At 46.7% G+C, this 22890-nt stretch carries 15 protein-coding genes and 1 pseudogene; 2 read left to right on the top strand and 14 right to left on the bottom strand.

Annotated features, from left to right (window positions below; genetic code table 11):
- Positions 1-283 precede the first annotated feature (283 nt).
- Positions 284-415 carry a helix-turn-helix domain-containing protein gene (locus tag IEY34_RS28450; RefSeq protein WP_268240194.1) on the top strand — a complete coding sequence of 44 codons (132 nt, stop codon included), beginning with the start codon at positions 284-286 and terminating at the stop codon, positions 413-415.
- A 320-nt stretch (positions 416-735) separates the two neighbouring features.
- Here IEY34_RS28450 and IEY34_RS28445 read toward each other — a convergent pair whose 3' ends face one another.
- From IEY34_RS28445 to IEY34_RS28375, 14 genes and pseudogenes are all read right to left on the bottom strand, one after another.
- Positions 736-2349, bottom strand: a complete 1614-nt coding sequence (locus IEY34_RS28445) for a response regulator (RefSeq protein WP_189018486.1) — start codon at positions 2347-2349, stop codon at positions 736-738.
- Complete coding sequence (locus IEY34_RS28440) at positions 2333-4108, bottom strand: sensor histidine kinase (protein WP_189018485.1); 1776 nt, start codon at positions 4106-4108, stop codon at positions 2333-2335. Before IEY34_RS28440 ends, IEY34_RS28445 begins: the two co-directional genes overlap by 17 nt.
- 104 nt (positions 4109-4212) lie before the next feature.
- The gene (locus IEY34_RS28435; RefSeq protein ID WP_189018483.1) at positions 4213-5607 is read right to left on the bottom strand and encodes an ABC transporter substrate-binding protein; all 1395 of its coding nucleotides are present in this window, start codon (positions 5605-5607) and stop codon (positions 4213-4215) included.
- Between the two features lie 148 nt (positions 5608-5755).
- Positions 5756-6613: a carbohydrate ABC transporter permease gene (locus IEY34_RS28430; protein ID WP_373291361.1), complete on the bottom strand. Its 858-nt coding sequence runs from the start codon at positions 6611-6613 to the stop codon at positions 5756-5758.
- Between the two features lie 25 nt (positions 6614-6638).
- Positions 6639-7532: a carbohydrate ABC transporter permease gene (locus IEY34_RS28425; protein WP_189018479.1), complete on the bottom strand. Its 894-nt coding sequence runs from the start codon at positions 7530-7532 to the stop codon at positions 6639-6641.
- A gap of 660 nt (positions 7533-8192) precedes the next feature.
- A complete protein-coding gene (locus IEY34_RS28420) occupies positions 8193-8333 on the bottom strand; it encodes a hypothetical protein (RefSeq protein WP_189018477.1) in 141 nt (46 codons plus the stop codon).
- Positions 8334-8437: 104 nt separating this feature from the next.
- Positions 8438-9301 (bottom strand): glycoside hydrolase family 43 protein, encoded by an 864-nt coding sequence (locus tag IEY34_RS28415; RefSeq protein WP_189018475.1) that lies wholly within the window; start codon positions 9299-9301, stop codon positions 8438-8440.
- 17 nt (positions 9302-9318) lie between these two features.
- Positions 9319-11235, bottom strand: coding sequence for an alginate lyase family protein (locus IEY34_RS28410; protein WP_189018473.1), 1917 nt, complete (start codon positions 11233-11235; stop codon positions 9319-9321).
- 120 nt (positions 11236-11355) lie between these two features.
- The gene (locus IEY34_RS28405) at positions 11356-14877 is read right to left on the bottom strand and encodes an S-layer homology domain-containing protein (protein WP_189018471.1); all 3522 of its coding nucleotides are present in this window, start codon (positions 14875-14877) and stop codon (positions 11356-11358) included.
- Between the two features lie 592 nt (positions 14878-15469).
- On the bottom strand, positions 15470-17410 hold the full coding sequence (locus IEY34_RS28400; protein ID WP_189018469.1) for a glycosyl hydrolase family 28 protein: 1941 nt from the start codon (positions 17408-17410) through the stop codon (positions 15470-15472).
- Between the two features lie 40 nt (positions 17411-17450).
- Entirely contained in the window at positions 17451-18671 is a 1221-nt protein-coding gene (locus IEY34_RS28395; protein WP_189018467.1) for a hypothetical protein, read from the bottom strand.
- 329 nt (positions 18672-19000) lie between these two features.
- Complete coding sequence (locus IEY34_RS28390) at positions 19001-19711, bottom strand: helix-turn-helix domain-containing protein (protein ID WP_189018465.1); 711 nt, start codon at positions 19709-19711, stop codon at positions 19001-19003.
- A gap of 508 nt (positions 19712-20219) precedes the next feature.
- Positions 20220-20981, bottom strand: a pseudogene (locus tag IEY34_RS28385) (DUF3825 domain-containing protein).
- Positions 20982-21535: 554 nt separating this feature from the next.
- Positions 21536-22219 (bottom strand): hypothetical protein, encoded by a 684-nt coding sequence (locus IEY34_RS28375; RefSeq protein ID WP_189018461.1) that lies wholly within the window; start codon positions 22217-22219, stop codon positions 21536-21538.
- Positions 22220-22371: 152 nt separating this feature from the next.
- Between IEY34_RS28375 and IEY34_RS28370 the strand changes: the two genes are divergently transcribed.
- On the top strand, positions 22372-22701 hold the full coding sequence (locus tag IEY34_RS28370; RefSeq protein WP_189018459.1) for a hypothetical protein: 330 nt from the start codon (positions 22372-22374) through the stop codon (positions 22699-22701).
- Positions 22702-22890 lie beyond the last annotated feature (189 nt).

Below are 22890 nucleotides of genomic sequence, written 5' to 3'. Positions count from 1 at the left end.
CTGTAAATATAAACCTTATTATAAATTTTTTTGAATTTCCTCCTAGTCGGCATGTGCTCCGTAAAGGTGAATCAGCCGCTAAGGAGCACAATGCCTTATCATGTCATATATTTTGCAAAGCTTCTGATGAAATAGCAAAATAGCGAACTGTAGTTCCCTCTTAATAGCAATAATGCCACTTTTCTCAATAATAGCGCACTGTAGTTCCCTCCGCGCGAGGCAGCTGAAGTAACTCTGCGTTCACTCCAAAACATATAAACTCTTTGAAAAAGGAGCGAAGCGGCTGCTCGCGAACACCAATATGCCGATTACGGAAATATCGCAATCGGTCGGCTTTAACAGCTTTTCGTATTTCGGACGCGCCTTCAAAAAACTCGTCGGCACGACGCCGCGCACTTACCGCAACAAGCAATAGCGCAAACAAGGCTGCCGGTTATTTCGCGGCAGCCTTGTTTTATTACGAACTCCATAACCCTTATTTGGCCAAAATGGGCACATTTGAAATTTTAAAGAATTCCAGATGCGTTATTGTAGGTAAATGATCACGATTCCGCCTCTATTCTGCTTCATAACATGGCTAGAGTTCATTAGATAGAAAAAGCAGCCGTTTTCGCGTCAATAAGGATGATACAGTTCGTTAGCAGGCGCGGCTGCCCTCTCCACACTCACTGAAGGGGTGGCCTTTCCACGCTCGTTAAGGGGACTGCTCCAAACGACGCAGCGCGGCGCTACTCCCTACTTTGCGCTATACAACTGTTTGAATTCAGAAGGTGTCCTGCCTGTATGTTTTTTAAACAATTCACTGAAATGCGGCCTGTCTTCGTATCCAAGGGCTTGGGCGATTTCCTGCACTTGTTTGCCTTGGGCGAGCATAATCTTGGCCTGCTCCATCCGCTCTGTTGTCACAAACTGAACGACGGTCATCCCTGTGACTTTCTTGAACAGATTGGCAAAATAGCTGCCGCTCAAATATACGAGCTTAGCATAATCATTAACCGTCATGTTGGAGGCGACATGTTGACGGATATGCGCAATCACCTGCTCCACCACTTGGTTCGCATCCTCCACATGGCGTTTCTGAATCAATTCGCAGCCGATCCTGCACAGTTCTTTGATATTACCTTGGAGCTCTTTGAGCTTATACAAGGATAGATTTTTGATTTGCATCAACTGACGTTCGATCTGTTTCATTTCTTCCGAAGTGAGTTTCTCCGAGAAAACACGATTGATCAGAAAAGCCAAATCATCGCAGTACCCCTTCACCGCCTCTGGCGCCGGAGGTACGACGCTCGTCACGGTTTCCTCAAATAGCTCGTCGACGATATCAAATGCTTTGTTCATGTTGCCGGATCGCAGACAATAGAAAAGCTCTTTTTCCTTCTCTGGCGAGTAGCGCGGCGCCGTTTCGTGCTCCGTACTCATATTTTGATAGCTGTATACCGTATTGCCGCCCGTATAGAAACTGTAAGAAAGAGCAGAGAGCGCCTGCTCATAGGAATACGAAATTTGATGTATCGCCAAAACCTCTTCCCCAAGACCCAGGGACACCGTATATCTGGAATACTTCTCTACATTTTCACGACACTGTTCGGCAATGGCTTCTACGCTTAGGGAATCGGGCAGATTGAAGATGGCGACAAACCGGTTCGTGTTATCACGGAACACAAATCCTTTGGTGAAACTCCTTAATGTTTCTTCCAAAATGTTTTGTACAGTAAATCGAATCAACTCTACCTCCTGCACAGGCAAAGTCTCGGTTTGTTCGGCAAACTGATCGATTTCCGTCAGCATAACAACGAAGTGCTCCCGTTCCAATCCGATGTTCAAAAAGTCCCAGCGTTTGACCGCTTGTTCCGGTGTCGTTCGAAATTGCAGCAGCAGTTGGAAATATTCCTGCCTCAGATACGGCAAGCTTTCCCGCAGCTTTCTTTCCATTTCATGATACCGCTGCGTTTCGCCTATTTCTTCTTCAATCGACAATTTCGCCTTTAGGACCACTTCAATAATTTTTCTCGGTGTATAGGGTTTAACAATATAATCAAAAGCGCCAAGCTGAACGGCCTGCTGCGCGTACTCAAAGTCGGTATATCCGCTTAGAAAAACAATTCTCGTGCGCGGAAGTTTTTTCAGAACCTGCTTGGTCATCTCCAAACCGTTTATTTTGGGCATGCGAATATCGGTCAGGACGATGTGGGGCTCCGTTCTGTGGATGAGTTCAATGCCCTTCTCGCCGTTGCTCGCTGTTCCGGCAATGCGAATACCATGCGACTCCCAATCAATTTGACCTGTGATCCCTTCCACCACTGTCTTGATATCATCAATTACACACATCCTAAGTTCTGTCATCATCGTTATATCCCTCATCTGCTAGTGGTATGATTAGTGTGACCGAGGTAGATACATAGGGTTCGCTGGACAATTCGATGTTAGCCTCACTGCCGTAATGCAGCCGCAATCGTCCATAGACATTACGAAGGGCATAGCTTTTCTGTGGCGGATGCTCGACCCGCATATTCGCCATGACGGGTTGGACGTCCATGCCTGCGCCGTTATCTTCCACCTTAAGCAGCAAACAAGAAGCTGAACGTGTAATAGAGATCCTGATGACCCCCATTTGTTCCATTTCCTGAAATCCGTGCAGAATGGAGTTCTCCACCAGCGGCTGCAAGATAATTTTCAATATGGCTTCCTCCAGCAGCAAGTCATCCTCCACTTCAATCGTGTATTGAAACAAATCCTCGTAGCATTTTTGCTGAATCGTCAAATATTGCCTGACGTGGTCTATTTCTTTGGATAACGTCGTCATTTCGTTGCCGCCGTTGAGACCTAGCTGGAACAGCAGCGAGAGCGAGGCAATCATCTCGGAAACGTCATGGTTCTGAGCGGACTCCGACTTCCACAGAATCGTGTTTAAGGTATTGTATAGAAAATGCGGATCGATCTGCGCCTGGAGCGCTTTCGCTTCCATCTTGCGCTTCTCGAATTCGGCATCCTTCACATTCTCAATAAGCGAGGCGATTTCTTCCAGCATGCGGTTAAATTTCAACCCTACCTGCGTGACCTCATCCTTGTAGTGACTGGAAAACCTTACCTCCAGGTTATTGTTTTCTACCTTTTTCATCAGTCCTTGCAGCTTATGCAGCGGCTTGAGCAGCACGCTCGAGATGACATTGGACAAGATGAAGGCCAATACAACACAGCAAAGCATGATAATGAGCGTGGTTGTTTTGATCTTGTTCACCTGACGCAGCAGATCCGATTGGGTTTGCAAACTAACCATTGTCCAGTTGTCGGTCATGGTCAGCCGCGAATAATTGACTAAATAAGGCTTGCCTGCAAGGTTGTATTTGAAAAATCCGCGATCTTGAGATTGCAATTGTGCTAGAAAAACTGGATCATCTTGAACGGCCGACCTCGGGCTATTGATCGGCAGAACGGTCTCACCACCCCGTGAAATCAGAAAATACGTACTGGCATGGTCGAGCAAATCATCCGTAACGACACTGCGGATTGCGTCTTCTTTCACATTAACGACGACATAAACATCCCGTACATTGTGATCCGTGACAGGCTTCATGACCATCGATATGACCCTCTGTTTCCCCGAGAACAGGAGGTCCTCATGATCTTCCACCCAAACGACACGATCCGTCCTATCCAAATAACGAGCCAAGGTCGTATCCCTAAGGCTAACCTGACTGTTCCTAAGATCATTTGTAGCAAACAGTTCGCCGACTGGCGTATAGATCAAAACAGATTGAATCGACGGCTCGATCAACTTCATTTGTCCAAGAGGTGTTTGCAGTGAGGATAATCGCGTATAGTAGTTTGCGGCCACATTCGCCGATACGTCGTCCATCGCTAACTTAAATGGATCACTTAGCATCATGGAGGAAGCTGCCACAATGATGTGTCTAAGCTTCTCGTCCAACACACGCGCCGATTTATTCAACGTATTCTGACTGGAAATAAATGCCCCCCTTTCTGTCGATCTAAAGGCAATCCAATAAGACATAATACCCGTTAATGCAATGGAGAGAATGGTCAGCATCAGAACGGAAATACGCAGCCGTTGGCGAAGAGAAAGCTGATAATACCATCTTTTCAAACTGTCCCCTCCCCTTCTAGTTATTCAATAAAGATAAGAGACGCGCTGCTTTCGGCGGCGCGCCCCTTGCCATATTGGTATCAAGTCTGCGATCGGTTGAAAATTTACTTCGCGAGGCTGCCTTGCAGCTTATTCGGATCGAAGCTCGGATTCGCTTTGGTCTTCGTATCGCCCGCCGTACGTGCTTTCTCCAGTCCCGCATTGTAACGGGTGGTCAAATCGGTCAGCATCTTGTCCACATCTCCGCCTTCAAGCATATATTTCATGATGGCGTTGCCGAATTTGATTCCTTCTACCTTCGTATCCGTCACGTTAAGCGGTGTTGGCGCGTACAGCGCATCGAATTTTGTAGGCAAGAATCCTTCGATACCCTGTGTTGTCGGCTTTTTGGCAACCGCATTGACGTCAGGCACAATTGAGATCCCGTATCCTTTTTCATGATATTCCTTTTGGAAATCTAGATTATAGATGTATTGCAGGAATTTCCAAGCTTTATCTTTGTTGGCCGTGCTTTTGCTGATCCCGATATAGTTCCCGGCAATCACAGACACGGTCCCTCGTTGGTTGCCATCGATCGTCGGCGGCAGTGCAGCACTCCAGTTAATTTTGGTCGGGAATTGGCTTTGGTATACAGCAGGTTCCCCGGAGTGGTTGAAATACATCCCGATCTTGCCAGCAGCGAACTGCGCGCGCAGCGGATCAATATCGAGCGACTCCACACCAGGCAGCATGCTGCCTTCTTGCTTCATTTGACGAAGCGCCTCAACAATCGGCTTGTACGTATTGAAATCGAATTGCCCTGTTTTATAGTTATAGCCATCTACCACAGACGTTCCGCTTAACGATCCGATCGGATTGGCAATCCGGCCGAAGGCGGACGCTGGATTTTTGAAGTTTTCCGCGAAGCCATAGGCGCCAATATCTTTGCCTGCTTCCGTAATCTTCTTGGCATCCTCGACCAATTCTTTCATCGTTTTCGGCGGCTCGGTGATGCCGGCTTTTTTGAAGAGATCCACGTTATAAATCAATCTCCAATATTGCCCTGTATTCGGAAGTGAGTATATGCTGCCATCCATCGTATTCATTTCTTCAACCAGCAAATTGTTGTAGCGCTTCTTCATTTCGTCCGTCATCAAGTCATTGATCGGCTGTAAATAACCTTTCTTCACAAACCCTGGGAAATCATTTGTTCGCAAAATGTCGGGCGCCTGGTTGCTTGCAAAAGCGATATCGACGGACTGATTAAAGTTATCGGCAAGAACTGTCATTTCGACTTCAATATTGTCCTTGTTCGTTTCATTGAATTTTTTGATGACTTCCTTCATGTAATCCGCATCGTGACGGTCAACCGTCCAATACGTCAGTTTCGTCTTTGCTCCGCCAGCCCCTGCGGATGCAGTTGCCGTGCTTTTGGGCTTATCGGTTTGTCCACCACAAGCCGCTAGGGAAGCGACCATCGTTACGCCAAGCAGCGTGCTTAACACTACATTTCTCTTCATGTTGTGAAACCCTCCTAATTTAGTTTACCTTATGACTTGCTTTATAACAAAAATGTAACTGCTTTCATCTTAATTGCTCTACACCTGGAACCGTGAAGGACAAATCAACTTTTGATAGTGGGGTAAAACACTTTCCTTAGAGTCTCCTTTATCCTTTAACACTTCCGGCGGTTACCTGGATGAATGACTTGTTCGCCAGAACGTAGACAACGAGAATCGGCAGGAAGGAAAGACACGCGCCCGCCATCATGAGGTGTGATTCCGCAGCTGCGCCGATCCCATAGCGCAAGTTGGCCAGCCCCACTGTCAATGTTTGCAGCTTAGGATTCGTCATGGTGAACACCAGCGGCAGGATGTATTCATTCCATGCGCCGCGGAACGTGAACAGCGCTGTAACGCCAAGTGCAGGACTCAGCAGCGGTAGAATAATCCGCCAATAAACCGTATAGAAATTGCAGCCATCGATGTACGCAGCCTCGTCCAGATCCTTGGGAATCGCCTTAAAAAAGCCGATCAGCATAAAGTAAACCGTGGCATGCGCGCTGATTAAAATGAGGATGACCCCCCACAGCGATTTATTCAGGCCAAGCTTGACCATGAGATCGAACTGTGGTCTCAGCACTACCGCACCGATGGAAATGAACATCGTACTTGCTTGCAGCGCCACGTAGAATCTTTTGCCGGGGAATTTCGTGCGGTCGACCGCATACGCGGACATCGTGGCGACGAGCAGCGTACCGATCGTCACAATTGTGCTGATAAAAAGGCTGTTCCACGTAAAGCGGGCAAAGTTCGCCTGCTTCCACGCCGTCGCGTAGTTGGAGAACTTCCAGACAGCCGGCAGCAGGGTTGCCCCCGTCGTTAACTCTGCATTCGTTTTAAAAGAGCCTAGAATCGCCATAACGATTGGAAACAGCGTAAAGAAAGCTATGACCAGCAGAAATATCCATTTCAATGTTTGTCCAGTGAAGTATCCGCTTCTGATAACACCGGATTTCGTATTCATTTGCATCATGCAGTCCCTCCTTTTCTTAATCCCGATTCAACCGTTTGGACAAATAGAAATAGACAATCGTAATGAGTCCAACAATCATAGCCGTTACAAACCCTGCTGCACTACCGTAACCGATCTGTTGTACAGTCGAAGTAGAAGCGGAAACCGGGAAGAACAATTTGTACACGTATAGGTACATGACATCGGTTTTGCCGAAGGGGCCGCCCTCGGTCAGCACCATAATGCTCTCATACCCTTTCAGCGCCGTAATGATGGCGAGCATAATAATCATTTGCAGAACAGGTCCCAACATAGGAATTGTAATGCTCCAAAATTTCTGTACGGCATTCGCTCCATCGATGGAAGCACTCTCATATAGATCATCAGGAATCCCTTGCAATCCGGCGATAAACAGCAGCATATAGTTGCCGATTGCCCCCCAGATTGCCGTAATAATCACAGTCACCATAGCGTAATTCGGTCCCAGCCAATCAATTGCTTGGGAGATCACGCCATACTTGATCAGGAATTGATTGAGTAGTCCGTTATACGAATTAAATATGGTGAAAAACACGATCGACATCACCGACGTACTGATAATAGTCGGCATGAAATAGACAGCCCGCAGAAATACTTTGCCCTTGAGCCCTTTGTTCAAAATGACGGCAAGCACAAGGGAAATGGGCAGGACAATAATAATTTTCCCGGCGGCATAGATGAACGTGTTATAGACGGAATGCCAAAATTCCTGATCCCGAAATAATCGCGAGAAATTATCAAGCCCGATAAACTTCATGTCTCCGAACCCTTGATAATCGTAAAACATATAACGAAGCGCCCAAATAATTGGATAGATCCCAAGCGCCAAAGTCAAGAATAGACTAGGAAAAATGAAGACATAGGAATTAAAAAGAGAAAACCTTTTTCGCATCGCGCATCTGCTCCTTTTGGTGTATGTATTCCAAGCATAGTACAACCCCGCTAAGGTACGGGAGCGGCTATTCAACTGTATCCGTAGGACAATTCAACTGTTTTATCATGGCTATGAACAACCCAGCCTGCGGCTAGGTCGCTCGGTCCATGTACCTTGAGGCAAGCGCCAGCCCAAGCCCAAGCCCCTAACGAACTCAGTACCCTCTATTCGGCCAAAATCGCTCATTCTGAAAATCTAATGAATCCCAGAAGCTCTATTACAACCAAATGATCACCTTTCCGCAAAAAAAGTGCTCGATAGCGCCAACTCCGTTCATTAAATCTCCAAAGTAGCCATTTTCGGGTCTATAAGCATCTTACAGTTCATTAGATGCCCTTTGGGACCGAAAGCTGTCGTAGCAAAGTAAGCTGCAGTTGACGCCACTTTGAACAACCCAGCCTGCGGCTAGTTCGCCCGGTCCATGTACCTTGAGGCAAGCCCAAGCCCCTAACGAACTCAATACCCTCTATTCGCTCAAAATCGCTCATTCTGAAAATCTAATGAATCCCAGATGCTCTATTACAACCAAATGATCAGCATTTCGCAAAAAAAGTGCTCGATAGCGCCAACTCCGTTCATTAAATCTCCATAGTAGCCATTTTCCGGTCTATAAGCATCTTACAGTTCATTAGATGCCCTTTGGGACCGAAAGCTGTCGTAGCAAAGTAAGCTGCGGTGGACGCCACTTTGAACAACCCAGCCTGCGGCTAGGTCGCCCGGTCCATGTACCTTGAGGCTAACCCCAGCCCACTGCCGCATCGTCTAACCCTCCAGCTACTTTTCCATACTGCGACTCTCCTCGCCATCCTCAGCAAACGCAAACAAGCCGCAGAGTTAGCTCCGCGGCTTGTTTACAATCTTCTTTATTTAAATAGAATTTCAAGCTTCCTTGCTGTTTTCAGCTTCATAACGGCACCATGCCTTGCACCTGGCGGCAGCTGAATCTTGTGGGTTACATCCTCCCACTTGTCCAGGTCAACGGATTGATAAGCACTGTAGTACTGCTCCTGAAAGCCGTCCACCAGCATGATCCATTGGGTACTCCCGTCTTCCTCCATGGCATACATCGTGGGTCCCTCCGTAAGCTCAGGCGTCAGAAGTTCAGATACCTCCGTAACGGAAGGTTTGTTGCTTCTGTTGCTATCTTCCTTAGCGACGCGACAGGAACGAATTGCCTTAAATGCGGTTCCCTTTTCGTTCTGCCCACGCTCATCTTTGTAGAGCATATAATAGTACTCACCCATGTCGGTGACACTGGCGTCGATTACATTGTATCCAGGATCAAAGTACAGGGAGGCCTCAGAGAACGATTCGAAATTAGAAGTCGTCACGGACCAAATCCGATGGTTTCGCGGCCCCACGCCGACAGTGGAAGACCAAATAATCCGATACGCCCGCAGCATCGTGTCATAGAAGATTTCCGGCGCCCATGTGTTCTGTGTTAGTGGGAGGTGCTCCATAACTGAAATCAGCTTGGCATCGTGCCAATTCACCAAGTCGCTAGACCGTGCGTATCCGATGCTCAAGCTGCGCCAGCCGTCTGTCCAAACAAGATGAAATACCCCCTCTTCGTCCTCCAGAAGAAAAGGATCCCGCATTTGTTTCGTTCCCACATTGGATTCAAATAAAGACATTCCGCCGTTGCTTTCATTCCATTGCAGGCCGTCATGGCTCGAAGCTATAAACAGTTTTTCCTCTTCCTCTTTGAAATAACTGAACAAATACATCGTCTGATCCTCCCCTTCTAGCAAGTCCAGTTGATTTCATTACAATCAAGATGAATAGCTAGATTCCCCGTCTTATCTGTCATGGAGAACGAGACAGCTTGCTGAATATGATCAATCGCTAGCCCAGTGATGATTGGCTGTACGGAGTCTTCCTCCAAATCAACCGGGGTACAGACGGTCACAATGCCCATTCTACCGTTCATTGTGCCTTTACCGACGATTGTCGATGTCTCCGTTTTAACACCATAGATTTCGGATACCCAGCCTTGTTCGCAGACGACAGCAAAATGATCGCTTTGATCGCTGCTCGTCATCCAATGCATTCGCAGCTGAATGGCTGAGGAATAATCAATGGTTGCCTTCGGCCTTGCATCCCCCTCATCAAGGATTCGTGCATTCGCTGAGGGAGGAAGCTGGAATCTCTGTTCAATGTCATGCGTCCCTTCGGATTCCAACCAGTCCACGACGATCATGAAGCTCCTCTTTTTCCCAAGCAGCAGCCAGCGCCGATGCTGAACCGGGGCATCAAGTCGCAGGTATCCATTGTGGGAAGCATCGATAAAGTCATACTCGTCCCCTGTTATCCACCGGTTCGTCACGCACTCCGCCGCAGGAATTCCCCATTCCTGTGAGGCTACGTAAGGCGTCTGATCCAGTCCATCCACTGCAACCGTATTATGCGCGCATGTGCTTTTGAAGTAGCGGCGCCATTCCCCTTCTTCATAGGTGTATCTTCCAGGATCGAGAAAGAGCAGGTTGCGCTTCCACATCCATTCCAAATTCAGCGCATCCGCATGTCCATGAGCCCCGCCCATAGAGGCCGCGTCAAAAAATAAATAGTTCTGTTCATCCTTCATGATGTAAAAACCCGTTTGCGGGAAAGATACCGTCGTAGGCGGCTGAGGCTTAAAAGATTGCTGTTGTTTTTTGAAATTTTCAAACCTGTCTCGCCCGAACATCCAGAGAATTTCGGAACTCATTTCACCCATTGCGATACATTGTTCATCTTCCAGAATGGCCCCCAATAAGGCAAGCCGCTCCGTGCCGGAACTGATTAAATCCGAATCACCTGCGGCTGTTGACCCGTGATCGGGTCTGATCATCGCATGCGTGAAAGCTCCCATTCTGCGAAGGTTGTTCGCATACCATTCGGACATCGGATAGCCGGACAATTTCCCCAGCAAGTAGGGAGCGCCGAACATTTCAATACTTCCATTGTGATAATGGGTCGTTAACTCGCATTGCACACCATCTGCGTCAATCTGATGAACCATGCATAACTCCAGCCGCTCGGTGGCAAATTGCCGCCAAAAGGATGCTCGGGGATGCTCATTATAGAAAACGCTGATCATAAATAAGCCCTGCATATGCATGATGGCATGATTGATTTCTGTGCTCCCCAAGTAACTAGTCAAATAATTCGCATGCTCAACGAGTGACGATAGAAATTCTTCGCGGAAATGAGTTGTAATCACCGAACTGCCTTCCATGTATTTATAAGCCGATATCCAGGATTGAACACGAAGTCCAACCTCCAGTAATCGCCAAGGCCCCGGTTGTTGAAAAAACGTAGCTTCTTCGTAGGAAAGATCCTTGGGAACAGGATTCTGCACGATCCAGCCGCGCAGATGTTTGATGAAAGTATGAACATAGTCCTCTTGGTGCGTGATCAAATAGGCTCTGCCCAAATCCAGCATGTACCAATGCCGATTGAGCACCCACGTGAATTCGAGATCGTTGGAAGGATTATATCGCCAATCAATCGGCTCGCCCAGGTCAACCCAATGATCCATGTCCATCGAAAAGGGAACGCGAAACAAGTTTTTGCTTGCTTGCTCCGCCTTTTCAATAGAAGCCTTCGCCAGCTCTGGATATTCCCCAAGATAATGTTTGCCCGCCTCCACTAATTCCTCATTCGTTAAATAATAATTCATCTCTGCCTTCCTCCTATTAGGTTCCAAGAGTTAAGATATGTGAACATTATAGTAGATTAGACGAATCGCTAGAGATAGACGTTTCAACTTTTCTGAGGGGAGAATGAGACTTTCTTGGGACTAAATCAAGTCAGACTTTTGAAGCAGCCGCTCGACAATGGCTGCAACTTCAGCTCTTGTGATGTACGATTTCGGGGCGATCTCTGATCCGTTTCTGCCCGCTGCTATGCCTGCTTGCAAACAATCGACAATGCCATCCTTCGCCCATCCCGCTGCCTGATTGGCATCTTGAAATGGTTGTAATACCGCTTGCGCTGCTGGAGACGGCAGCTTCGCTTTTAGACCCGTAATCTTCATCGCTTTGGCGATCATCGTCATGGCCTGTTCGCGGGAAATTAGGTCCAGCGGATGGAACGTACCATCTTCAAAACCGTTGATCAACTGGTACGCATAAGCGGTCTTCACAGCGCTGCTGTACCAATCTGACGTCTTCACATCCGAGAAAGGCACGGCTCCATTTTCCAACTTAAGCCCCAGTCCACGAACAAGGATGGCCGCAAACTCGGCGCGGGTAATCTCACGGTCAGGATTGAACTTCCCATTGCCCGTACCTTCAATGACCATTCGTGATCCCATGTTGTTAACGGGAAGTTTGGCCCAATGGTTAGCAACATCGCTGAATTCCACTGGATGCCATACTACCGTGTAGGTACTGTTGGTCAGGCTGCTCACTTTGGCGTAATGTTTCCCATCGATCACAACGACCTTCGTCGGAACATGGCGGACCGTTCCATCCGGTTCAATAACAACGCCTGTCGTAATCTTGGTTGGATCAACACCCTCCGGAATCGCCAGAGTTCGCTCTACATAGACATTGAAACTAGCCACTTCGATTGTCTTATCTCCATAGATCCCTCTCACCGTAAAGTTCAGAGGCGGTGCGATGAGCGTGAACGTTCCTTGGGCTGCTGCGTTCTCTACGACCTTCACCATATCTGCTGTCGGCACAGCGATTTGGATCTGAACCTTGATCTCTTGGAGATCATCTGATTTGCCGACTTGATCGGATATCGCTTTAATATTGAGCTGCTGCGCAGGTATTTTATAGCTGCCGCGATCGGTTTTGATTTCCAGAACGGCTTGGTTGTCTTCCATATTTCGGACCATCCGGCCATCCAACTCACCAATCACAACATCGGATAGTCCCTTCACAGGAATCGTGACTACCGCATGCTGACCTTCCGCCGCAAGTCTCTTTGCCAGCTTATTCTGGTCCATCGTGATGGTTGTGACAGACTGTGAATTCACCCTCGTCACCTTAACCGTTCCTGCATTCTCCAATTTGCCATTGACGAGAATAATAGCATCTGAGTCATCAGACGTTCCTCCTGATGAAGAGGACGGTTGCGTGGTGGGAACAACAGCTTCTGGTTTTACCGCATTAGAAACGTCAGAAACAAGGCTGCTGCCGACACTGTTGGTTGCAATTACCGTAAACGTATAGGTGGTACCATACGTCAAGCCCGTGACAGTAATCGGACTGCTTGTACCGTTAGCCGTTAAACCTCCCGGATTCGCGGTCACGGTGTACCCGGTTATGGCGCTGCCCCCATCGTTAACAGGTGCCGTAAATTTCACCTTCGCTTGCGATTCACCTTTTACAACTTCAGCCGTTACAGCCGTCGGTGCATCTGGTGGCGTAGTAACGCGATCCAATTTCTGAATGCGATGATTAGCGGAATCCGCCACGTAAAGCTTCCCGCTGCTATCGACGGCTACACCGAGCGGCCCCCTAAATTCACCCAAGTGGCTTCCCGGACGACCACCCAGCTTCGCCCACTCGCTCCACACATTCGTGGTAACATTCAACTTCTGGATGCGGTTGTTATTGGAATCGGCCACATACACATTCTGGGCGCTATCCACCGCCAAGCTGTATGGTTCATTAAATTCACCGAGGCCGCTTCCTGGTCCGCCTCCATTCTTCTTCCACTCACTCCATGCGCCTGTATCTGCATCCAGCTTCTGAATACGATGATTGCTCATATCCGCCACGTACACATTGCCAGCGCTGTCTACCTCTACGCCGCTTGGTTCGTTAAATTCGCCGAGACCGCTTCCTGAGCCGCCACCGCTTTTCTTCCACTCGCTCCATGCGCCTGCAGCTACATCCAGCTTCTGAATACGATGATTGCCGTAGTCAGCCACATAGACATTCCCATAGCTATCTACCGCTACACCGCTTGGATATTCAAACTCACCTAGCCCGCTTCCTGAGCCGCCGCCATTCTTCTTCCACTGACTCCATACACCTGTCTCTGCTGTGAATTTCTGAATACGGTGATTATAGAAATCGGACACATAGACGTTCCTATCTTTGTCTACAGCAACATCGGTTGGTCCATCGAATTCGCCCAGTTCGCTTCCTGAGCCGCCGCCGCTCTTCTTCCACTCGCTCCACACGCCTGTAGCTGCATCCAGCTTCTGGAGGCGGTGGTTGCCGAAATCAGCCACATAGAGATTATTTCTGCTATCTAGCGATAGGCCATTGGGAAATCTGAACTCGCCGAGGCCTTGTCCAATAATTGCCCCCCGATATCCCCACTCGCTCCACTGCTCACCCGCCGCACTCAGCTTCTGAATCCGATGATTATCGTAATCGGCCACGTAGACATTCCTTTTGCTATCTACCGTTAGGCCCTTGGGATGATTGAATTCACCCAACCCGTTGCCAGAACCACCGCCGCTTTTCTTCCACTCGCTCCAATCGCCACTAGCGGCATCCCGCTTCTGGATACGATGATTATTATAATCTGACACGTAGACATTATCGCCACTGTCAAGCGCAACGCCGAATGGTTGATTAAACTCGCCCAGCCCGCTCCCTGCGCCGCCGCCATTCTTTTTCCACTCGCTCCATAAGCCTGTAGCTACAGTCAACATCTGGATTCGATGGTTTCCGGAATCGGCTACGTAGATATGCTCCCCGCTGCTGTCTACCGCCACGCCCTTGGGATCTTTGAACTGACCTAGGACTTGGCCACCCCAGATATCGCTCGCCCACTCGCTCCACACACCTGTGGCTGCTGTTAGCTTCTGAATCCGATTATTTCTAGAATCAGCTACATAGAGATTTCCCCATTTATCTACGGCCAACCCTTTGGGATCACTAAACTCACCTAAGCCGCTTCCTGGCTTGCCATCACTCTTCTTCCACTCGCTCCACGTACCTGCAGCTATATCCAGCTTCTGAATGCGATGATTACTGCTGTCAGCTACATACAAAATATCAGCTTTGTAGACAGCCACACTAACGGGCGAACTAAATTCCCCCAGCTCGCTGCCATAGCCGCCTCCAGCCTTCATCCACTCGCTCCATATGCCTGTCGCTGCTGTCAGCTTCTGAATCCGATGATTACTGGAATCTGCCACGTATACATTACTTTCGCTGTCCACTGCTACACCGCCCGGACCAGCGAATGTTCCAGCGACATCATCGCTGACTTGTCCGATCTTGGCGTATTGAATCCATTGATCTGCCGCTTGCACAGGAACCGCGAATAAGGTCATATAGACCATCAAGATTACAATACTCCATACGCCTATCTTTCCTAAACCGTGCTTTGCATGTCTCTCATTCATATCTTTCTTGTCCTCCTCCGGAAGATTCACAAATTATGTAAGCTCCCGGTACATTCTACAGGACAGGTCTCTCAGAATTCTCACACAGGTGCATGAGAAAAACCCAGCCTGCGGCTAGGTCATCAAATGAAGGTACCTTGAGGAAAACCAAGTTCCGAGGCAAACCCAAGCCCCCTAACGAACTCAATACCCTCTATTCGATCAAAATTGCTACTTCTGAAAATCTAATGAATGCCAGATGCTCTATTTCAAGCAAATGATCACCATTCGGCCAATAAAATGCTTGATAACGCCAACTCAGTTCATTAGATCTCCAAAGTAGCCATTTTCTCGTCTATAAGCATCATGCAGTTCTTTAGATGCCCTTTGGAGCCGAGGACCTCCAAAGCAAAGAGTCTGTGGTGGACGCCAATATATAAGGGGTAAGCTTCGCTCACCCCAAACCCAAACACATATAAATTCGCGTATGTTGAGAAAAATGGCCTCACCGGGCAAAAAGCAGGGTTGCGAGGGTCGTAGAGGAACTACAGGGTCATATTTCCACGAAAAGCGCTGAATTTCCCTTCAGCAGCTAGTCGAACAATTAGCACTTTCAGCTGCCTTGTTTACCGCATTGAACGGCATAAATCGGTTTCCCCGATTCATCCTTCCCGAAGCTAACATTCGAAACATGATCCTGCACGTCAATGTGCCCGGAGATGACATCCACAACCAGCATGTCTTGCCTTTTATAATTTGTAAAATAAACATCCTTCACACAAGAAGCCTGATTTACACCCTTTAACAAAGCCTTCTGCTCCCCGCTACCCTCATAGGTGACGTTATCCAGCGTAATGTTTTGGATGATTCCCCCATCCCTATCTCCAGGAAACCGTTCATCCGTTCGGAATTGAAACACGGCAGCTTTATAGGGATCTCTAAACGCGTCTATTCTTATATCCTTAAATACGATATTTCGAATATGATTCCCCCCATTTGCCCATAACTTCAGCACGCCTGTGAACTTATCGAGGATGTATACCCCTTGTTGATTCAGGACATCGATATTTTGAAATGTCAAATCTGAAATGTGGGCATCGGCTACACTCCCGAGACCTATGAGAATCGTATGCGCGTCATCTCCCCACAGCACGCTATTTTGCACCGTATTCAAGGACGTCCTGCCATAATGATACATCACGATATCATCATCAGGCGTTCGAATAAATACACCCGTAATTAGACCATGGCTCGATCCACTGAAATGGATGCCATCCGCATTCACTTCATAAGCAATAATATGGATGTTTCTGACAACCGGTCTTGTGGAAAAGTTCATCACCACTGCCCACATGGTTGGATCTATAAGCGTAATTCCCTCCACGAGATTATCACATCCGCTGCTTAGCCAAATGGCCCCCGTCCTGCCTTCGCCCGGATTCGGATTGGTATGCTGCAATTGACTACCATCGAGAATCCCGCGGCCCCTTATGGTCACACGATCCACTTCGTCAGACGAAATGGACCCGTAACAAACGGCACCAGCTGCCAGGTAGACCGTCGTATCATTTTGGGAAATAAAGAATGACTCGCCCGAATGCCAGTTCCCATAATTGGAACTTGTCTCATAACCGGTATGCTCATTTCCGTCAACGGCATGGATATAGCTGGGCATTGCTCCCGCGATTGCGCGATTCAGCGCCAGATTCACAGTACCGCCCGCTTCATAAACTTTGAACTCGCCGATTGAATTGCTGAACACCCAACCGGAAGCAACATTGCTCCCGAGCAGCATGAGCCGCACATATCTGGCTTTCTTGGGAGCAAAGGCTCTCGTCAAATATCCCGTATCCGTATTATCGGTACCATCATAGGCAGCGGTATAAGGACTATCCGCCTGGACTTTCGTTTCCACCACAAACTTATTCGGGTACGAGAGAGATTCCACGCCTAATCCTTGCATTTGTAAGATCGTCTGCCTGAGATCAATTCGATCAATCACATACTCTGCACCAAGATCAACCTCCAGCCAAGAACCTTGCGGCAAGGTATGTTGTCCAGGTTTAAAATAATACGTATCTTTCCCCTCAGGCAATTGCAAAGGAATCGCATCCCCTGGATGAATGAGGTGAACATTAGGAGCACTTTCCGAAGGCACTTCCGTTTCCAAAGGATTCGTTAGTATATGCAGGTTTTCCGTATTCCAGCTGTCGTTGATACGAATGACAATTTTACGTGGTGAATCATCGTTTTGTGTGGTAGAAAAGGTAAGAGTATTCCCCACTAGCGCAGCATCAATACCATAAGAATTGGGCCTGATATCGTAACAATTAACCGTTCCCCCCTGATAGGCGACTTTAACATCTATCGTGCCGGAGAAGTCGAAAATAACCATGGAAGAATCAAACTTCGTTCCATCTTGATGACCTAAACTAACCTTGTAGACGAATAAATCGGTCCACTCCGTCTCATTCGCTGGCTTAATCTGAACTGTGAAGGTAGGATTCATCGCAATTCCTGCCGGTGGGGACCATGTATGAACAATATTGGACATTATTCCTCCTGTGAAACCTGAATATGATTACAGCTTAGGGCTAATTAGCAATGGTTACATTGTCAAAATAGAAGATTCCGCCTACGGGTGATTCGGACGACACAAAACCTACTCTGCCTATCTCATTGGTTGCGGACTCCAGTGATTTATTCGCATTGATCAGCACATTATCGACGTACAAGTCAAAAGTGTCCGTACTCGTATTGATAATGAGCTTCACATCGTACCATTGATTGATGTTGTAAGGCATTAACGCTGTCCAGACATTCCCGTTGTTGCTGTATACATTTCCGCCGCTATCGAAGCCAACTTGGGTAAGTTCAGTGCCTGCGGAGTTGTATATCGCCAGCGCTTTCCAGTTGGTTTTGTTGGCTATGTTCATTTTGGCTTGTACCGTCACGATGCCAGACATAGCGCTTATCGACTTATACGAATTGACGATGCTGCTTGTCGTCTTGAGCATTTTCACGCTTTTATCCGCCATACTGGGTACCGCCTGGACAGTGGCTCCCGAAGTGCTGGTCCACCCGCTTGGCGCGTTTCCGATCGTATCCGAGTTGAAATCGCTATCCACAATCGTATGCAGGAAAGATACCTTCACTTGGTCAAAATAATACGTTCCTGCGGCAGCTTCACCCGAAGTAAACATGACAGCGCCAATATTGGCAGTCGATACTTCGAATGACTGGTTGGATGCTTTAAGAACACCATCAATAAAGAGATTGTATTGATCTGTTGCCGTGTTTAATTCTACTTTGACGTCATACCATTGATTTGTACTGTACGGCATAAAAGCAGTCCAGACCGAACCATTATTGCTGTACATATTGCCTGCCGAATCAAAACCAACCTGCATCAGCTCCGTACCGGAAGCGTTCATGACAGCTAACGATTTCCAGTTGGTTTTGTCGACAATTTTCATTTTGGCTTGCACAGTCACGATACCGGATGTTGGAGGTAAGGATTTGGAACTGCTTATGGCGGCGCTTGTCGTCTTGCTCACACGGACGCTTTGGTCGCTCGCGCTCGGATCAGGCTGAACCGTTATTCCTGGGCTGCTCGTCCAACCGGCAGGGGCGCTTCCTGCCACATCGCTATTGAAATTGGCTGTATACGAATAGTTAACATTCGATACACTCCCCACACTTGTGATATTACCGGATGCTTGATCCGTAACAAGGATGCCATTTCTTGTATAGTTGTTGATATAAATATCTTTAACATCATTGCTGCTGCTCGCGCCGGACAATAACGATGTCAATTCTCCGCTTCCCTTATAGGGGCAGTACCAGCGTAGCTGACACCACCCGCAAACGTCTGTAAATAACCGGTAAATTCGCTCCGAAAGTTCCTAAAATGATGAGTAACGGAACAATTCCTTGATTCCGCAGCTGTTTTTGAATGGATTGAGTGGGGACTTTTGGCGCGTTGAATCGCCAAGTTCCAATTACACAACTAAATTCGGAACTACGGCAAAACCCTTGTGGTTACAGCATTTATCAGGGTGTTTCCCAGATATTAAAATTTACGTTGCCCCTTGTGTCAGCTACGCTGGTACAGGGCCTATAAAATAAACAACTTTATTCTTAACTACAATTGATGGTTTCTCATGGAGCGAATCAAGTCTACTGCCATGAGCCTTTCTTTCTCCGTTAGCTTTTCGTTGTCCACGCTGTATTCGATTGCCTGATTTGTCAGTTCATTGTTTTGAAGGGGCATGTCCGTTGCAGCTTGAATCTGCTTCAACTTGTCTATTAAATCCCGTCGGTAATCACCAGAAGGATATCTTCTAACAATGCTGTAGAACCGGCGAAGACTTTCCGTACGGCAGATTTTTTGCATAGCCTCATCCCAGGTAGGAGGGCGGTCTGTCATGCTGTCTGTTTGTTTCATGAGGTCTTTAAATTTTTCTTTTAATGCAGTCGCGTGGGGCGCACCGAGTTCTTGTTGTAGAAGCTCCAGAAACCTTGCTTGTAATGTCCCATCCCGCTGGATAAGGATTTTTGAAATAATATCCTTCAGTTGGTTGAGTAACTGTGTGTCAATTTGGTCTTGGATATTCAATTGCAGGCCTAGGTCGAGGGGCAAGGTAACATTTATTCCTTCAAACATTTCCACGTAAGAGGTGTCCAATGCTTTGCCCAGGATTTGCAAGGTTTCCAAGCTGGGTGTTTTATCACCGCGTTCGTAACTGGAGATTTGGCCCTGGGGGATCCAGCATTTAAATGTCAAATCTTCCTGCGTCTTGTAGCCCCGTTCGATTCTTCGTTTTTTGAGAAATTTCCCGCCTTCAATGGTCATGCTAATCTCCCTCGCTTAAATAATAATGGTTTTAAACCCATTATATTCATGGCATTTTCTCTTGTCAATTACTATCTGATCCCCCAGTTCGTCCAGTCGGGACGGCCAAGCGACCATGAGTCGGCTGATTCCATTGTCCGTCTAGTTGTATATGAAAAATGCTAGCAGCCGTTGCCGGTATGCCGATCGCAAAGCCGGGCTTCATCCGTAACAACCAGGGCACCAAAAGTCCACTCAGTCCATTCAAAAACAGCTGCGGAAGCAAGGAATTGTTCCGTTACTCATCATTTTAGGAACTTTCGGAGCAAATTTACCGGTTATTTACAGACGTTTGCTGGTGGTGTCAGCTACGCTGGTACTGCCCCTACCCCGTTGCGACTTCTAGCACTGGCGAACATCTTCCCTCACGATGAAATTAAAAAATTTAGCCAAAATTTGGCTTACCCACACAAAAAGAAAAAGCCCTTAGCATAAACCTTGACGGATTTAAACTGGAGCTTGGTATTATTTATGGTTGTAACCAATCCTTGTCTGGACGCGCAATCTGTCGCGCATTATTGTAAGCCATGTCTAGGGTCAAAATAGTAGAGGCTCGGTAGAATCCCTCCATCTTTTCAATTGTCAAGGCGATGTCGGCTTTATTCGGGTTGGAAAGGCAAATCGGCAAAAGCAGTTGCATCCTGCCTCTGTAGTATTGAGGAATTGCGATCTTATAGCTCCTTCTTACTCTCATTTTGGCGTTATCCAAGGCACCCTTGAAGATCGTTTGCACCATGTAAAGGTCCATGCTTCGAAAGGGCTCTGGAAACCTCTCCTTGTTCTCCTCGATAATGTGTTCCACATTTCCCCTAATTTCCAACCTTGTATCAAAAACAAGATCGTTTGGATCCTGGAAATAATGATCCATCTCGGGAAGAACTGAAAATTTATTCAGACAAAAGTCTCCCTTACGTGCCCACTGTGCAAAGTGCCAAGGTTCGCGCCCTGGATTTCTGTTCTTCGCAAAGAAGGCATATATCGGTTCTTAATTTTTGGTCATCAGACCAGTATCGAAGCAAGCGAATTGTCCGTCAGTTGAGACAGCGATCTTTTCTTCATCAGCCAACTTCTTGTATGTATATCGGATATAGTTGTATAGTACTGGGAGTTCAAATTCAGGTTCGACAAATTTGTAATCCCAATCCTCTTTCTCTGCGAATTCGGCTAAGTTTTGAAGTTGTTGATCAAACTTATAAAAAAAAGCGAATTCCGTAAGAAATTCAGGAAACATGAGGTCCCCTCCATAGTTAAGTTAATAATTCTATATTCCTCAATATATTCCAAATTCCTTCACAATCCCCCAAAATTCTGGTTTAGTTTTTTTCTTTAACTTTCTCGAACACGATACCCGGTAAACTGCAGTAAAAAGTAATGGAATTGAAACCGGCGGCCTTTGTAATTATACTCCCGATTTTTTATTCCTTTCAAATGGATATTAAGAATTGGGTATCAAAATTTGATATTACTGACTACATGGATACTTTTTGTTCACAAAGAGGCTATTTGTGTCGTATTCATAGAAAGGGAGCATATTTGTGTCGCAAACGTTACGACATAAATGTGCTCCCTTTATGATAAAAAAACGGCTCAGTATAAGTAATTTAATAAGCTGCACACATACGAACTAATCCTAAACTTGGCTGCAGGTAAGAGTCATAGTGCTAAGCAGCAGCTCACGGATGGGAATACCGTGCGGCTGCTTCCAAATGGCATCTGGATATATTATGAATTAATACGCCGCGCTAAGATGCTGGCAGCGCAAGTAGGCTATCTTGTCCCAAAAAATTAGAAATCCATGCTGTACGTAATTTGTTTCGGTTTTTTGGCGTAGTAGGTTGTAACACCTGCATCACGCGTTTCATTATACATAAAGATAGAACCGTTATAGATTCTATAAACATCGTATCTATGTACCTTGTTGCCATATTCATCATACTGATTTGCGCCATAATAGTCACGATGTAAATAAGGAGAATTAGGTCCTGTATATTGATCGGATGTACCCCATGTATAAGATATTGTACCGGATATACTGCTAGTCAAACTCAAGTTAATAAGGTTTCTAATCTCGACGGAAGCACTAGACGAATAGGTTACTGTACCAGAGACGGTAGTCGAACTGCTCAAAGTTTTGGTTTGTCCAGTTGCGACGCTTATCAAAAACTTTTGAGAATCGATTGGACCGCAGTTGTAGGAGGTAATGTTGTTGGAATCAACGACATAATATGAGTGGTCGTAAACCTCACTAATTATGCCTAAAGGACTCACTTCTTCTGGTCCTGCCGGTCTCGCCGATCCTGTCAACTTGGGATCAACAAAAGTAACCATAGCATTCGGATTACCTTTCGCCTCATGGACAACTGTATAGTTTTGGGCGGCCGGTGCGGCCGGTGTGGCCGGTGCTTTCTGTGCAAAAGAAGAAACTGGAGATAGAACAAGAGTCAAAGCAAGGGCCGACAATGTTACCAAATATTTCGTTTTCATTTTTACCATCTACTTCCTTGGGATATTTTTCTAACAAATACCATATTCTAGAATTAAATGCGAATTCCTTCTTTTATATAGGAAATTTTTCATGATATTATATAAATAGAGTAACTTATGGAAGGAGATTGAAAATTGTGAACAAATCTTTAATCATCGCTTCTTGCATATTGGGTATGAGTATATTTTCAGCGGGTTGGTTGATCTCACATGAATCTGAAAATGATCGAGGTACGGAAGTGAATCCTATCTTTACAGAGAATGAGTTGACTGAATATTTACATATTTCAGACCATGTACTCCAAAAAATTATTTCGGATGACCAATCAAAGAGAAAAGAACTCGTAAATAAAGGATCGTGGGATATCTATACATTTTTACCCTATGCAACAATTGGCGAGACCAAACTCTTTATGAAAGAGGAAGTTGATAAATGGCTTAAATATCAAGCCTTGAACGTGAAGTAGGGAAAACATCCAATAACGCCTCTGTTCTAGGGCGGGGGGTGAAAGAAGGAGTGCAGAGGATGGTAGTCCTATGTACTTCCCCGGAGGGGAATACTGCTACAGATATAAGCCGGTACGTGCAGATAGGATTTCCTCTTGAAGACTGACAGATGGCGTACGGTTCGCGTCCCATTGGTACCTTTGCGAATC

This window comes from Paenibacillus marchantiophytorum (assembly GCF_014640555.1).
Lineage (GTDB): Bacteria > Bacillota > Bacilli > Paenibacillales > NBRC-103111 > Paenibacillus_E > Paenibacillus_E marchantiophytorum.
The sequence above is the reverse complement of the archived record's forward strand: the minus strand, read 5'-3'. Positions and strand labels throughout refer to the sequence as shown.